This window comes from Sphingomonas sp. (assembly GCF_051962185.1).
Taxonomy (GTDB): Bacteria; Pseudomonadota; Alphaproteobacteria; order Sphingomonadales; family Sphingomonadaceae; genus Sphingomonas.
In genome coordinates, this window is sequence record NZ_JBQCCN010000068.1 from 1 (window position 1) to 13,652 (window position 13,652).

Annotated in this window: 10 protein-coding genes and 1 pseudogene; 9 read left to right on the forward strand and 2 right to left on the reverse strand. The window is 67.7% G+C overall.

Going from position 1 to position 13,652, the window contains the following annotated elements; all coding sequences use genetic code 11:
- The 6 genes and pseudogenes from ACTHJR_RS04295 to ACTHJR_RS04320 all read left to right on the forward strand — a co-directional run.
- Window positions 1-565 (forward strand): annotated as a pseudogene (locus ACTHJR_RS04295) (cell division protein FtsZ); the annotation flags it as partial.
- Between the two features lie 157 nt (window positions 566-722).
- On the forward strand, window positions 723-3,020 hold the full coding sequence (locus ACTHJR_RS04300) for an SPOR domain-containing protein (RefSeq protein WP_440521888.1): 2,298 nt from the start codon (window positions 723-725) through the stop codon (window positions 3,018-3,020).
- 234 nt (window positions 3,021-3,254) lie between these two features.
- The gene (locus ACTHJR_RS04305) at window positions 3,255-4,424 is read left to right on the forward strand and encodes a deoxyguanosinetriphosphate triphosphohydrolase (protein ID WP_440521889.1); all 1,170 of its coding nucleotides are present in this window, start codon (window positions 3,255-3,257) and stop codon (window positions 4,422-4,424) included.
- A gap of 371 nt (window positions 4,425-4,795) precedes the next feature.
- Entirely contained in the window at window positions 4,796-6,355 is a 1,560-nt protein-coding gene (locus ACTHJR_RS04310) for a DUF1800 domain-containing protein (protein WP_440521890.1), read from the forward strand.
- 2 nt (window positions 6,356-6,357) lie between these two features.
- A complete protein-coding gene (locus tag ACTHJR_RS04315) occupies window positions 6,358-7,509 on the forward strand; it encodes a DUF1501 domain-containing protein (RefSeq protein ID WP_440521921.1) in 1,152 nt (383 codons plus the stop codon).
- A 226-nt stretch (window positions 7,510-7,735) separates the two neighbouring features.
- Entirely contained in the window at window positions 7,736-8,020 is a 285-nt protein-coding gene (locus ACTHJR_RS04320) for a hypothetical protein (RefSeq protein WP_440521891.1), read from the forward strand.
- 11 nt (window positions 8,021-8,031) lie between these two features.
- Here the strand turns inward: ACTHJR_RS04320 and ACTHJR_RS04325 are convergent, their stop codons facing one another.
- Complete coding sequence (locus ACTHJR_RS04325) at window positions 8,032-8,841, reverse strand: class I SAM-dependent methyltransferase (RefSeq protein ID WP_440521892.1); 810 nt, start codon at window positions 8,839-8,841, stop codon at window positions 8,032-8,034.
- 56 nt (window positions 8,842-8,897) lie between these two features.
- A complete protein-coding gene (locus ACTHJR_RS04330) occupies window positions 8,898-9,692 on the reverse strand; it encodes a hypothetical protein (protein ID WP_440521893.1) in 795 nt (264 codons plus the stop codon).
- Window positions 9,693-9,812: 120 nt separating this feature from the next.
- Here ACTHJR_RS04330 and argS point away from each other — a divergent pair, with 120 nt between their 5' ends.
- The 3 genes from argS (at window position 9,813) to ACTHJR_RS04345 (ending at window position 13,576) form a co-directional block, all read left to right on the forward strand.
- The gene (gene argS, locus ACTHJR_RS04335; RefSeq protein WP_440521894.1) at window positions 9,813-11,540 is read left to right on the forward strand and encodes an arginine--tRNA ligase; all 1,728 of its coding nucleotides are present in this window, start codon (window positions 9,813-9,815) and stop codon (window positions 11,538-11,540) included.
- Window positions 11,540-12,310: an SPOR domain-containing protein gene (locus ACTHJR_RS04340; RefSeq protein WP_440521895.1), complete on the forward strand. Its 771-nt coding sequence runs from the start codon at window positions 11,540-11,542 to the stop codon at window positions 12,308-12,310. The genes argS and ACTHJR_RS04340 overlap by 1 nt, the downstream gene beginning before the upstream one ends.
- A 258-nt stretch (window positions 12,311-12,568) precedes the next feature.
- A complete protein-coding gene (locus tag ACTHJR_RS04345) occupies window positions 12,569-13,576 on the forward strand; it encodes a glycoside hydrolase family 3 N-terminal domain-containing protein (RefSeq protein ID WP_440521896.1) in 1,008 nt (335 codons plus the stop codon).
- Window positions 13,577-13,652 lie beyond the last annotated feature (76 nt).

The following is a 13,652-nucleotide window of genomic DNA, read 5'->3' on the forward strand; positions in this document are numbered from 1 at the left end:
CAAGATCCGCGTGTCGGTGGTCGCGACCGGTATAGAGGCGGACAGCTCGGCGGTGGCCGCAGCCGCCGCTGAGCCGGCCACGCGCGCGTTCAGCTTCGGCCGCAAGACCGAATCCGCGGTCCCGGTTTCGCCGGTCGCGCCGGCCCCGCAGCCTGAAGAGGCGGCGTCGCCCGAACCCGAGGCCGAGCCGCTGTCGCTCGAACCGGCCGCCGCGATCGACGATGACGCACAGCCGACCGACGAAGCCGACGAACTCGTGCTGGGCAACGAGGCGGCGGTCGACGCGCCTTCGGTGCCGAGCGAATATGAAGCGCCGGCCGCGGAAGCACCCGCCGCCGAGACGCCAGGCTGGCTGTCGCCGGGCGAGAGCGCCGAAGAGGCTCCGTCGATTTCCGCCGGCAGCGAGGAGGATGCACCGCCGGCGCCGCGGATGAAGCTGGGCGGAACCTTGTTCGAGCGTATGCAGAGCGTCGCGCGCGGCGGCTCGCGCAACGACGGCGACGAAGGTGAGGGCAAGGAAGCGCTCGACATCCCGCGTTTCCTGCACCGCCAGAACAACCAGTAAGCCGAATTGCGGGGCGTCGGCGGCGTTCGTCGCCGCCGCGCCCCGTCTCGCCGCTCGTGCATAGCTGGATCATTTCCCGTTCAGCCGCTGACCGGTCTAGGCTGATGCCGATATGATATTTCGCCGCCTTATTGGCCTTGCCGCCGTCGTCGTCGCGATGAGCGGCGGGCATGCTTTTGCCCAGACCGCGGATGAAAATCGCGACGCCGACGCGCTCGCGGCCGATATGCGGCTACTCGCCGCCAACCCGCTCGATATCGAAGCGCTGATCACCGCCGGCGAAATCACCTTGAGGATGGGCGACAATACCGCCGCGGCCGGCTTTTTCGGCCGCGCCCAAAAGCTCGATCCGCTCAATCCGCGGGTCAAGGCGGGGATGGGCAGCTTGCTGGTGCGCGCCGAGCGGCCCGGCGAAGCCTTGCGCCGGTTCCAGGAAGCCGAGGCGCGCGGGCTCGATCCGCGCAATTATGCCGGCGATCGCGGTCTCGCTTACGATCTGATCGGAGAGCAGGAACGGGCGCAACGCGACTATCGCCTCGCGCTCCGGGTGGCGCCGAACGACGAGATCACGCGGCGCTACGCGCTGTCGATGGCCATTTCCGGGCGCAAGAAGGAAGCGCTCGACCTGCTCGACCCGTTGCTCCGGCGCAGCGACCGTGCGGCATGGCGCGACCGCGCCTTCGTCCTGGCGATGAACGGCGATCCTGGCGGTGCGCAGAAGATTGCCGATTCGATGATGTCGCCGGGACTCGGCGCGGGACTCGCGCCGTTCTTCGAGCGCCTGCCCAGCCTGTCGCCCACCGATCGCGCCTTCGCGGTCAATTTCGGCGAGTTGCGCGCGACGCCGGAGCGGATCGCCGATGCGCGGATGGTCCCGGCGCTGCCGCGGCTCGGTCCCGATCCGACCGCGCCCAAGGTGCTCGCCGCCGCCGAGCCGGCCAAGCCGCGCGCCGTCGTGGACGAGAGCAAGGGCCGCAAGAAGCGGCACAAGGACGAAGGTCTTGCGCCGGCAGTACCGGTCCCCGCGCCGGCTCCTGCACCCGTAGAGGTGGCGATGAACCCGCCGCGCTACGTGGCGCCGCGCCCGGCGCCGACCCCGGCGCCGAGCCCTCTGCCGGCGCGCGTCGTCACCCCGGCGCCGGTGCCGCGCTCGACGCCCGCGCCGACTCCGGTACCGCCGCCGGTCAGGGTCGCCGAGACGCCGCGGCCGACGCCGGCACCCGCGCCGGCATCGCCTCCGCCTGCGCCGACACCGACACCGGCACCGACCGAGGTCGCCGCCAACACCGTTTCGGTGCCCGCGCCGGGCTTCCGCTCCACGCTCCCCGAGGGCGGCGTGGTCGATCGGCCGAGCGCGGCCGAAGCTGGTGTCCCGCAGACCGCGACCTCGCGCGTCAGCGAGGATACGGTGCTCGCCAAGATCATCGCCGGCATTTCGGTCCCGGGGTCCGAGCTCGGCGTCGCGCCGATGCCGACGCGCGCCGCGCCTCCGCCGCCGCCGGCTCCGAAACCGGTCGAGCCCGCGTCCGAGCCCAAGGCGCGCGCGGCTGAGGAGCCGAAGACGATCGTCCGCAAGACCTCGAAGGAAGAGCTCGCGGATGCCGGGGATACGAAGACCGGCAGGGCGGCCGCGACCTTGACGGCGAAGGCCGGCGCGAACGACGCCAAGGGCCGCAATGGCAAGTCGGCAACCGACACCAAGGCGGCGAAGGACGAGGGCGCCGCGCTCGATGCCAACGGTTGCCCGCCGCTCGCCAAGGGCAGGACTGTGCCGCGCGGCAGGACGACGACCCGGGGCAGATCGGTCACGAAATGCGAGACCGCCGACACCAAGAATGGCCGGCCGTCGAAGGACGAGACCGCCGCGCTCGACCAGAATGATTGTCCGCCGCTGACCAAAGGCAAGGCTACGCGCGGCAAGACGACGGCCAGAGGCAAGTCCGCCACCCGCTGCGAGACCCCCGACGCCAGGGACGCGCGCACCGCGAAGGACGAGGCGGTCGCGCTCGACAAGAACGGCTGTCCGTTGCCGTCGGCCAAGGGCAAGGAGGGCACGCGCGGCAAGGCCGCTCCGGTAGCGACGCGCAGCAAGACGACCGCGCGCGGCAAGGCGTCGACCAAATGCGAGACGGTCGACACGAAGGATGCCAAAAGCGGCAAGGATAGCGCGACCAAAGGCGAGTCGGCGCGGATCTGGGTCCAGGTGGCGGGCGGCGCCAATGAGGACACGCTCGAAAAGGCCTGGAATGCGGTCAAGGCCAAAGCGCCCGACCTGTTTCGCGGCCGCCAGGGCTGGTCGACCCCGTTGCGCGCGACCAACCGCGTGCTGACCGGCCCGTTCAAGACCGAGGAAGAGGCGCAGGACTTCGTCAACAAGCTCGGCAAGGCGGGCCTGTCGGGCTTCGTCTTCACCAGCGCCAAGGGGCAGAAGGTCGACCGGCTGGGCGGGAAATAGTCGCTTCGCTCGTCGGCGAATTCCTACCGTCCGTCAGCTAATCGAGCTTGGCGATTTTACGTTTCCCCGGCGAAAGCCGGAGTCCAATCGCCATGGTGCTCGAGACGTAAGTCGATACTCTCGATTTGCGCGAAATTGGAGCCCCGCCTTCGCCGGGGAAGCGTGGATATGTGACGACTTTCGTAGCAAGTATCGGTTAGATTTCCCGATCGCTCGCCGCTACAGCCGGCCGCGATGAGCCAGACGCTTGCTCCCTACGCCTCGCATCCCGCCGACAGCCGCGGGCGGCTCTATCCCGAACCCGAGACGACGGCGCGAGGACCGCGCGATGCCTTTCAGCGCGACCGCGACCGCATCATCCATTCGATCAGCTTTCGCCGCCTGCGCCACAAAACTCAGGTGGTCCTCGCGCCCGACGGCGACCATTTCCGCGTTCGCCTTACCCATAGCCTGGAAGTCGCGCAGATCGGCCGCACCGTCGCGCGCGCGCTGGGGCTCAACGAGGATCTGACCGAGGCCTTGTGCCTGGCGCACGACATCGGCCATCCGCCGTTCGGCCATGCCGGCGAGGATGCGCTCGAGGCGGCGCTGGCGGGGCAGGGCGGGTTCGACCATAACGGCAATACGCTGCGCACACTGACCGAGATCGACAGCCCCTATCCGCGTTTCCCCGGGCTCAACCTGACCTGGGAGACGCTGGAGGGCCTGGCCAAGCACAACGGGCCGATCCACGATCCGCAATGGGCGCTGGCGCGCGCCGACGACCAATTTCCCCTCGAGCTCGACACGCATTCCAGTCTCGAGGCGCAAGTCGCGGCGATCGCCGACGACATCGCTTACGACAATCACGACATCGACGACGGGCTGCGCGCCGGGCTGCTGACGCTCGACCAATTGCTTGCCTTGCCGATGATCGCCGCGCGATGGGACGAGTGCCGCGCCCGCTTCGCCGATGTGCCGCCCGATCGCCTGGTGAGCGAGCTGATCCGCGGTCAGATCGGCGGGATGGTGATGGACCTGATCGACACCAGTCGCCGTGCGATCGCGGAGGCGGGTGTCCGGTCAGCGGACGAGGTGCGCGACGCGGGCAGGGCGATGATCGCCTTTTCCGGGCGGATGCGTGAGGACGAGCGCGGGCTGAAACGCTTCATGTACGCAAATCTCTACCACCATCCGCGGCAATTGGCGGCGGCGGAGTCGGCCCGGCATGTCGTGGCCGGCCTCTTCGCCGCTTATCACGCGGACCCGTCGTTGATGCCGGGGGACTGGCCGACGCGATTGCCGGCCGAGGAACCGTGGTTCAGCCGGCACATTGCCGACTTCATCGCTGGGATGACCGATCGCTATGCGATCGCGCGGTACCGCGAAGTTGTCGGGCCGATCGACTTGCCCGAGGGCTTCTGAGGCCCACGCGAGTCGATGAGCGCTCGCTGGTTGCGGCGCAAGAGCGGTATTTAAGCCAGCGGATCAGCGTTCCGCCGTCGTATTGCAATGCCGTGTCAGCGCTCGGACCCGGCGGGACGATCGTTCTGGGCAGTGGTCGTGGCACGCGCGGCGATGGCGAGGAGCTGGAACAGGCTGAACATGATTTTTGCCTTTGTGCTAAATGGGTTGGGGACGTTGACCAGGTATATATTGCACCGCAGCATAAATCGCGATTGCAAAGAAATGTTCGTCAGCTGCGCGAAGGGTATGCGGGAGCTCGCGCGTTGGTGCTGGGATAATATTGCGACAAATGCGGGCTAGACCGCATCGCGAACAGGAGTGAAGCGCCAATGGCGGCGACCGATGCCAGCATCGCGCTCAATCGCTTCGGGCTGGGCGCCCGACCCGACGAGGCTATTCCCGACAGTCCCAAGGCGTGGCTGAAGCACCAGATCGAGGCGTTCGATCCGAAACCGGCGGCGATCGCCGCGGTGCCGCCGCGCGAAAAGATCGCTGGCGAACTCGCCGATTTCTACCAGCAGCAGCGCCAGCTTCGTCAGATGGGGCTCGGCCGCAAGCAGCAACAGCGCGCGGCGACCGCGCCGATGCCGCCAAGCCAGCCCGGCATGGCGACGGACATGGCGATGCGGCCGACCGCGGCAGTCATCCCGCCCGGGACGCCCGAACCCGGCGCCAAGCCCGATCCCGCCGCCGGCGACCCGCTCAAGGAGGCGCGGCGCTTCGTCGGCCGCCAGGTGCGCGACGATTATGCCGTCGCGGTCGGCGCGCGCGTCGACGCCGCGCTGACCAGCGCCACGCCCTTCGCCGATCGCCTGACGCATTTCTGGGCCAATCACTTCGCGGTGTCGGCCGACAAGCTCCAGGTCATCGGTCTGTCCGGCCTGCTCGAGTTCGAGGCAATTCGTCCGCATCTGATGGGCCGGTTCGGCGACATGCTGAACGCGGTCGAACGGCATCCGGCGATGCTGCTGTTTCTCGACCAGGCGGTGTCGATCGGACCCAATTCCATGGCCGGCCAGCTGGCCGCGCGACGGCCGCGTCCCAATGGGCAGAAGCTCGGGCTCAACGAGAATCTCGCACGCGAGATCATGGAGCTCCACACGCTCGGCGTGCGCACCGGCTATACCCAGGCCGATGTCACCGAATTTGCCCGGGCGCTGACCGGCTGGACGGTCAGCGGCATCGGTCGCGGCCCGGGCGCTCGGTTCGCCGGTGCCGATGGAACGCCGGGCGATTTCGTCTTCGCCGAGCGGCTGCACGAGCCCGGCACCCGAACCCTCGTGGGACGCAGCTACGCGCAGGATGGCGAGAAACAGGCGCAAGCGGTGCTCGATACGCTGGCGACCAGTCCGGCGACCGCGACGCATGTCGCGACCAAGCTCGCTCGCCACTTCGCCGGCGACACGCCGGCGCCCGCGCTGGTCCAGCGGCTTCAAGGCAGCTTCCTCGAGACCGGTGGCGACTTGCCGAGCCTGTATCGCGTGCTGATCGACAGTCCCGAATGCTGGGTGGCGCAACCGGTCAAGTTCAAATCGCCCTGGGAATGGACAGTGTCGACCTATCGTGCGCTGGGCACGAAACAGGTCCAACCGCTCGCCGCCGTCGGTCTGCTCAATCAGCTCGGGCAACCGACCTGGAAGCCGGGATCGCCGGCCGGCTATGACGACATCGCCGCGAGCTGGGCTGGGCCCGATGCCCTGGTCCGCCGGGTCGAGGCGTCCGAACGCTTCGCCACCCGCGCTGGCGCGCAGATCGATGCCCGCGCGCTGGCCCCCAAGCTCTTCCCGGGCACGCTGACGCCCGCAACGGCGCAGGCCCTGGCGCGGGCGGAAAGCCCGGGCCAGGCGCTCGCCTTGCTGCTCGTCTCGCCCGAAATGCTGCGGAGGTAATGATGTACGATCGCCGCTCTTTCCTGATCAATTCGGCGGGCGCCGCGGCGCTTGCGCTGGCGCCCCGCATGGCCTTCGCCAGGGCGGAGACCGACCGCCGTTTCGTCTTCATCATCCAGCGCGGCGCCGCCGACGGGCTCGGCATGGTCGGCGCGGTCGGCGATCCCGCCTTCGCCGGCGCGCGCGGCCAGCTGGCGGAGGATTTCTCGACCGCGAAGAAGCTCGACACGACCTTCGCGCTGCACCCGGCGATGACGTCGCTCGCTGGCCTGTACGATGCGAAAGAGGCATTGTTCGCCCATGCCGTCGCCTCGCCCTATCGCGACCGGTCGCATTTCGATGGGCAGAACGTGCTCGAGAGCGGTGGGTTAGGCGCCTATCAGGTCAAGGACGGCTGGATGAACCGCATGCTCGGCGTCATCCCGTCGGGCGAGGCCAAGGCGATCGCGATATCGGCGACCATCCCGCTGGCGCTGCGCGGTGCGCATGAAGTGACCAGCTACGCGCCCTCGGCGCTGCCCCAGGCCTCGGACGATCTGATGACGCGGGTCGCCGCGCTCTATCAGGGCGACAGCCAGCTCCATGGCCTGTGGAACGAGGCGATGGACACGCGCCAGCTGACCGGCGACCTCACCGACGTCAGCGTCAAGAACGCGGCGGCGACCGGCCAGCTCGCCGCCCGGCTGCTCGCGCCGGCGAATGGGGCACGGATCGCGATGATCGAGACCGGCGGCTGGGACACGCATGTCGGACAACGCGGCCGGTCTGCGGCTCAGCTCAAGGGACTCGACGCGATGCTGGCCAGCCTCAAGACGGGGCTGGGCCCGGCGTGGAACGACACGATGATTCTGGTCGCGACCGAATTCGGCCGCACCGTCGCGGTCAATGGCACCGGTGGCACCGACCACGGCACCGGATCGGCGGCGATGCTGGTCGGCGGCGCGGTCGCCGGCGGGCGCGTGATGGCCGACTGGCCGGGGCTGGGGCAGAGTGCGTTGTTCGACGGTCGCGACTTGAAGCCGACGCTCGGGCTCGACCAGTTCGTCGCGGGCGCGGTGGCGAGCCACTATCATGCCGAGCCGGGCAAGGTGATGGCGACGCTGTTTCCCGATACCAAGGGCGCGAAGCCGGTGGCCGGCCTGGCGCGCGCATAATTCCGTCCCGGCGACGGGGCGGACAACGGAGGGAGAGTCACCCCCGGCGACTCCCTCCGCCGCATTTCCAAACTCCATCCATAGAGCCCCTCCCCGGCGAAGGCCGGGGCCCAGTCGCCACGCATTCACAGCGACGGGATACCCTCTCGGTGTTACGAAACTAGGCCCCGGCCTTCGCCGGGAAGCGTGGTTTAATCCGACCGGATCGACCGGTAAGATACCGCCGATGATGTTCACCAAGCGCCTTCGCGACGGCGTCCGCTCGGGTCGGATCACCTGCAGCATCCGCATCTGGCAGAGCCCGCGCGTCAAGGTCGGCCACACCTATCCGATGGAGGAAGGCCGCATCCTGATCGAGTCGATCCGCGAGATCGCGCTTCAGGACGTGACGGGCGATCTTGCGCGCCGCTCGGGGTTCGAAGGCGTCGTCGACCTGCTCAAGGTCGCCAGGCACGGCAAGGGCACGAACGTCTATCTGGTCGAGTTCAGCTATATCGTGCCGGGTGATTGAGCCTGACGCGCCTAGCCCGGTTTGCGCGCCATGCCGATCAACGCGGTCGACCGGATGCCTTCGGGCGGCAGGGCGAGCGCCAGCGCGGCGGCTTCCTCGGCGAACGCCTCGCGCTGCGCATCGTCTAGATCGCGCCACAAGGGCGACCAGCCGAACGCGAGCTTGGCATTCTCTCGGAACCACTCGACCGGGGCCGCCGGCCAGGCGTGAGCCACTTCATGCACCGCATTCAGGTCCAGACCGACTTCGCGGAACGCCTCGTCGAGCAGCGCCGGCGTGTTGAGCAAGCGCGTCATCGGCGTCGGCACCGGGCGATCGGGAAACAGCCGTCGCGCCGCTTCCTGAAACAATTGCGCGGGCCCGGCGCCGCCCGCATTCTCCCATACCGCGACCACCGCCAGCCCGCCCGGCCGCAGCACGCGCGCGATCTCGGCGAAGCCAGCGATCGGGTCGGGGAACATGAACACGCCGAACATCGAGAAAGCGGCGTCGAAGCTGGCGTCGGGGAGGGTGAGGGCCTGGCCGTCCATCACCAGCGCGCGTTCGCCGGGGCGGATCGCGGCGGCGCGTTCCTGAGCCACGCGCACCATGCCTGGCGAGAAGTCGATCCCGATCGCATCGGCGCCCTCTCGCAAGGCGATCGCGAGCAACGCGCCCGCGCCGGTGGCGACGTCGAGCACGCGCGCGCCGGGCGGCAGAGCGGCGAGTTGCCAAGCCGTCTCGCAATACAGGCCGGTCATGCGATCGGCCTCGTCGGCATAGCGTTCGGCGAGCGAATCCCAATGCGCGGGATCGTTGATGGCCTTGGTGGAATCGGGCATGACCGGGCACTTAATGATATAATGTCACACAGTCAATTGCAGCGCCGATGGATGTGCTAGGTTTCGATCCATGGGAAGCCCGTTGCCACTGCAAATGCGGCGATGTCGGGCGTCGAGAGGCTCCGAAATTCGGGCAGGCCTTCCGTCGCGAACACCGATATCAGCCTGTCGAAATCCGCGCGGACCTCGGGTCGGTCAGCAAGATACCGAAGCAAGGTTTGCTGTGCCAGCGGCTGTTGACCGTTTGCCAGTAGCCAAATCAGAATTCCGTTGAGCATGAGTTCGGGCAGCGTCCAATCGCGATGAGCAAGTGCGGCGACATCTTCGGGAGTGCCGTCGAAAGCGGCGAAGACGGGCAATACCCGATCGCGGATCGTCCGCGTCAAATCTTCGGCTACCGCGGGTCGCTCGATCGGATCGGCGAAGTCCCAGTCCAACCAGCCCGAAGGCTTGCCGAAATATCCGATTTGGTTGCCGAAAAACGGCAGGGGGAAGGGGGCAGTCGGTTGGATCCAGTAGCTCGCATGTCGACGCCTCCAGGCAGTCACCTTTTTGGAATAAATGCCCGCGTGGACCCGGATCGACGCCAGTCGTCCGGCAACGTTGTTGCGGTCCGATTGAATGGCGATCTCGAACCTCAAATCGCCATCCTTGCGCGACAACTTCAGGCGATTGGGCCAGAGGACGAATCCTTCCTGAGCAAGATTATCGGCAACGAGCGTTAGTCCCGCGATGATGGCGTCACGTGGCTTTTCGGCGGTCGGATCGGGATGGCGCCTCGCCTCGGCCGCGGCCTTCTTCTGATAGGCTGTGGCCACGATTAGGTCGTTAAACGACTTGGGTTCGCTCATGGCGCAGGGATCGACAATTTCGCGACGGTTGGCAATCGCGTCTGCCTCACGCCCCCAAATTTGAACGCTTCGCGCGCTTGGTCTAAGGGCGCGCCTTCTCCTCAATCGTTGGACGCAGGAATGACCCTCTACACCCGCTTTGCCGCGCATATCGATGCGGCGCTCGATGCCCTGACCGCGACCGGCGACTTGCCGAGCGGACTGGCGCGAGGTGCGGTGACGGTCGAGCCGCCGCGCGACGCCAGCCATGGCGATCTCGCGACCAATGCCGCGATGGTGCTGGCCAAGCCCGCCGCGACCAATCCGCGCGCCTTGGCCGAGAAGATCGCGGCCGAGCTCGGCAAGCTCGACGAAGTGGCGAGCGTCGCGGTGGCGGGGCCGGGCTTCATCAACATGACGCTGACCGACGACACCTGGCGCAACGAGCTCGCCGCGATCATCGATGGCGGCGACGATTACGGCCGCTCGACGCGCGGGCAGGGTCAGACGGTTAACGTCGAATATGTCTCGGCCAATCCGACCGGGCCGATGCACATGGGCCATTGCCGCGGCGCGGTGGTGGGCGATGCGCTCGCGGCACTGCTCGAATGGGGCGGCTACAAGGTCATCCGCGAATATTATGTCAACGACGCCGGCGGCCAGGTCGATGTGCTCGCGCGTTCGGCGCACCTGCGCTACCGCGAGGCGCTCGGCGAGGATATCGGCGAGATTCCGGAAGGTTTGTACCCGGGCGACTATCTGGTGCCGGTCGGGCAGGCGCTCGCGCAGGAATTCGGCGACAAGTTCGTCGGCGCGCCCGAGAGCGAGTGGCTGGCGCTGTTCCGCAAGGTCGCGGTCGCGCAGATGCTGCAGCTGATCAAGGACGACCTCGCCCTGCTCGGCATCCATCACGACCTGTTCTCGTCCGAGGCGGAGTTGCAGGCGGCGAAAAAGCCCGACGCGGCGGAAAAGGAATTGCGCGCCCGGGGCCTGGTCTACGACGGCATGCTGGAGGCGCCCAAAGGGGAGACACCCGAGGATTGGGAGCCGGTCGAACTGCCGCTGTTCCGCTCGTCGCAATTCGGCGACGATCAGGACCGGCCGATCAAGAAGTCGGACGGCAGCTGGACCTATTTCGGCGCCGACCTCGCCTATCATTGGCAGAAGGCGCAAACCGCCGACGCGCTGATCGACATCTGGGGCGCCGACCATGCCGGTACGGTCAAGCGGATCGTCGCCGCAGTGCAGGCGCTGACCGGCGGCAAGACGCGGTTCGACGTCAAGCTCGTGCAGATGGTGCGGCTGCTGCGCGGCGGCGAGCCGGTCAAGATGTCGAAGCGCGCCGGCAATTTCGTCACGCTCGCCGATGTCGTGCGAGAAGTCGGCAAGGACGTCGTCCGCTTCACCATGCTGACGCGCAAGGCCGATGCCCAGATGGACTTCGATTTCGCCAAGGTGGTCGAAGCGTCGAAGGACAATCCGGTGTTCTATGTCCAATACGCCCATGCGCGAGTCGCGTCGCTGAAGCGGCGCGCGGCGGCGGCCGGGATCGAATGCAAGAGCGTCGACCTGTCCCAGCTTGATACGGAGGATCTGCGGCTGGTGAAGCTCGCGGCGCAGTTCCCGCGCGTCGTCGAGACCGCGGCGGCGGCGCGCGAGCCGCACAGGATCGCCTTTTATCTCTATGACTTGGCGGCCGAGTTTCACGCGCAATGGAATGTCGGAAACGATCGCCCGGACCGCCGTTACCTGATTCCGGACCAGCCCGAGCTGACCTGCGCGCGGCTTTTCCTCGGCGATGCGATCGGGCAGATTGTCCGCAATGGTCTCGCCATCATGGGGGTCGAGGCCGTCCAGGAGATGAACTAATGGCGGGCGAAGAGGACGAATATCTGGCGTCGGACGCCGTGCCGGCATCCGGGCCCGCGACCGGCGCCGTCGACGATGAGGATCGGCTGCCCTGGCTGGAGACCGCTTCGGACGACGAGGATGAGGGGCCGGCGCTCGGTCGCCTGGTCGGACTCGTCCTGCTCGGGCTGGTCGCGCTCGGCGCGGTGCTCGGCGGCGTCTATTGGTGGAAGCATCGTGCGCCCACGCCCGGCAATGGCGACCTGATCGCCGCGCAGGAAGGCGATTACAAGGTCAAGCCCGACAATCCCGGTGGCCTCAAGGTCGAGGGCGAGGGCGATGCCTCTGTCGCCGCGAGCGGCGGTAACGGCAGCGGCAACAGCCAGATCGCGGTGACCAACCTGCCCGAAGCGCCGGTGGCTGGCACCAGGGCGGCGCCGTCGGGCAAGACCGGGCCGGGCAGCTCGAGCGCCAGCGCCAGCGTCACCGGCCCCGCCGGCAGACTCGTCGCGCCGCCCCCGGGCAAGCCGGTCCCGGTCGCCAATGGCGGCGGTGGCGGGGCGCTGGTCCAGCTCGGCGCTTTCCCCAGCGAGGCGGGCGCGAATGCGGCCTGGGCGCGAGAATCGAAGCGCTTCAATTACATCGCCAATCTCGGCAAGTCGGTCGAGAAGGCCGAAGTCAACGGCCGCACTTTCTACCGCCTCAAGGTCAATGCCGGCAGCGCGGCGGCGGCGCAGGAATTGTGCGGCAAGCTCAAGGTCGCGGGCGAGGCGTGCATCGTCACGAACTGAGTGCGTTCAATTCCGCAGAAATGCGAAGCGGAAGGCCGGGTAAACCCCGGCCTTTTGTTTGCCCGATGGCGGACCCCTGGATTCCCTCTCCCGTCGGGAGAGGGAGGGAGCGCCGAAGGCGGCGGAAGGGTGAGGGCAGCGCTAAGCCCTATACCCGTCCTCACCTTCCCACAGGGAGGGTAAGATCTTGCTTCCCAAGCGGGCACCAGTTCCCGCGCTCATCTTGAATGCTGAACCGCTGCCAGTAGAAGCACCGCCATGAAGCCCGTGATCTTCGGCCTGTCCGGCCTCGCTCTCACCGACGACGAACGCTCTTTCTACAAGGACGCGGATCCGGTGGGGTACATATTGTTCAAACGCAACATTGAGACCCGCGAGCAGGTACGTGCGCTGACCGACAGCCTGCGCGATCTGTCGGGCCGTGACGACCTGCCGATCCTCATCGACCAGGAAGGCGGCAGGGTGCAGCGGATGCAACCGCCCGAATGGCCGCAATTCCCTGCCGGCCCGGAGTTCGACAAGCTGTATGACGTCGCGCCGATGAGCGCGATCGAGGCGGCGCGGGTCAATGCGCTGGCGACCGCGCTGATGCTGGCGGAGGTCGGAGTCAATGTCGATTGCTGGCCGTTGCTCGACGTGAGCCAGCCCGACACGACCGAGGCAATCACCATCCGCGCATTGGGGCACGAGCCGATGCGCGTCGGCGCGATGGGCAAGGCGATCATGGAGGGGCTGCGCGCCGGCGGCGTAGTCGGCGTCGTCAAGCACATGCCCGGCCACGGCCGCGCCAAGGTCGATACGCATTTCCATCTGCCGACCGTCACCGCGGCGGAGGAAGAGCTGGAGATCGATCTCGAACCCTTCCGCCGCCTGGCCGATGCGCCGATGGGGATGACCAGCCACATCGTGTTCCAGACCTGGGACGCCGAACGCCCCGCGACCCTGTCGCCGGTGATCGTCGAGCAGGTCATCCGCGGCAAGATCGGCTTCGACGGCCTGCTGATGACCGACGATATCGACATGAAGGCGTTGTCGGGCACCGCGGGCGAGAAGGCGGCGGGGGCGATCGCCGCGGGATGCGACGTGGTGCTCGATTGCTGGGGGCGGATGGACGAGATGCGCGAGATCGCGACCTTGCTCAACGACATGCCGGCCAAATCGCTCGAACGGCTCGATCGCGCGATGGCAACGGTGAAGGGGGTCAAGCCGCAGGGGGATTTCGCGGAGTTGATCGCCAAGAGGGACGAGTTGCTGGCGCTGGCGTGAGGCTTCACATCCACGGGGCGCCGATTCACCGCCAACATTCCATCGTCACCCCGGCCTCGTGCCGGGGTCTGCCGGG

Bases quoted from the DNA above. Each gene is read 5' to 3' on its own strand.
- ACTHJR_RS04310 (WP_440521890.1), top strand. From the start codon at position 4,796: ATGGCGGCGACCGATGCCAGCATCGCGCTCAATCGCTTCGGGCTGGGC.
- ACTHJR_RS04325 (WP_440521892.1), bottom strand. From the start codon at position 8,841: ATGCCCGATTCCACCAAGGCCATCAACGATCCCGCGCATTGGGATTCG.
- ACTHJR_RS04320 (WP_440521891.1), top strand. From the start codon at position 7,736: ATGATGTTCACCAAGCGCCTTCGCGACGGCGTCCGCTCGGGTCGGATC.
- argS (WP_440521894.1), top strand. From the start codon at position 9,813: ATGACCCTCTACACCCGCTTTGCCGCGCATATCGATGCGGCGCTCGAT.
- ACTHJR_RS04315 (WP_440521921.1), top strand. From the start codon at position 6,358: ATGTACGATCGCCGCTCTTTCCTGATCAATTCGGCGGGCGCCGCGGCG.
- ACTHJR_RS04330 (WP_440521893.1), bottom strand. From the start codon at position 9,692: ATGAGCGAACCCAAGTCGTTTAACGACCTAATCGTGGCCACAGCCTAT.
- ACTHJR_RS04340 (WP_440521895.1), top strand. From the start codon at position 11,540: ATGGCGGGCGAAGAGGACGAATATCTGGCGTCGGACGCCGTGCCGGCA.
- ACTHJR_RS04345 (WP_440521896.1), top strand. From the start codon at position 12,569: ATGAAGCCCGTGATCTTCGGCCTGTCCGGCCTCGCTCTCACCGACGAC.
- ACTHJR_RS04305 (WP_440521889.1), top strand. From the start codon at position 3,255: ATGAGCCAGACGCTTGCTCCCTACGCCTCGCATCCCGCCGACAGCCGC.
- ACTHJR_RS04300 (WP_440521888.1), top strand. From the start codon at position 723: ATGAGCGGCGGGCATGCTTTTGCCCAGACCGCGGATGAAAATCGCGAC.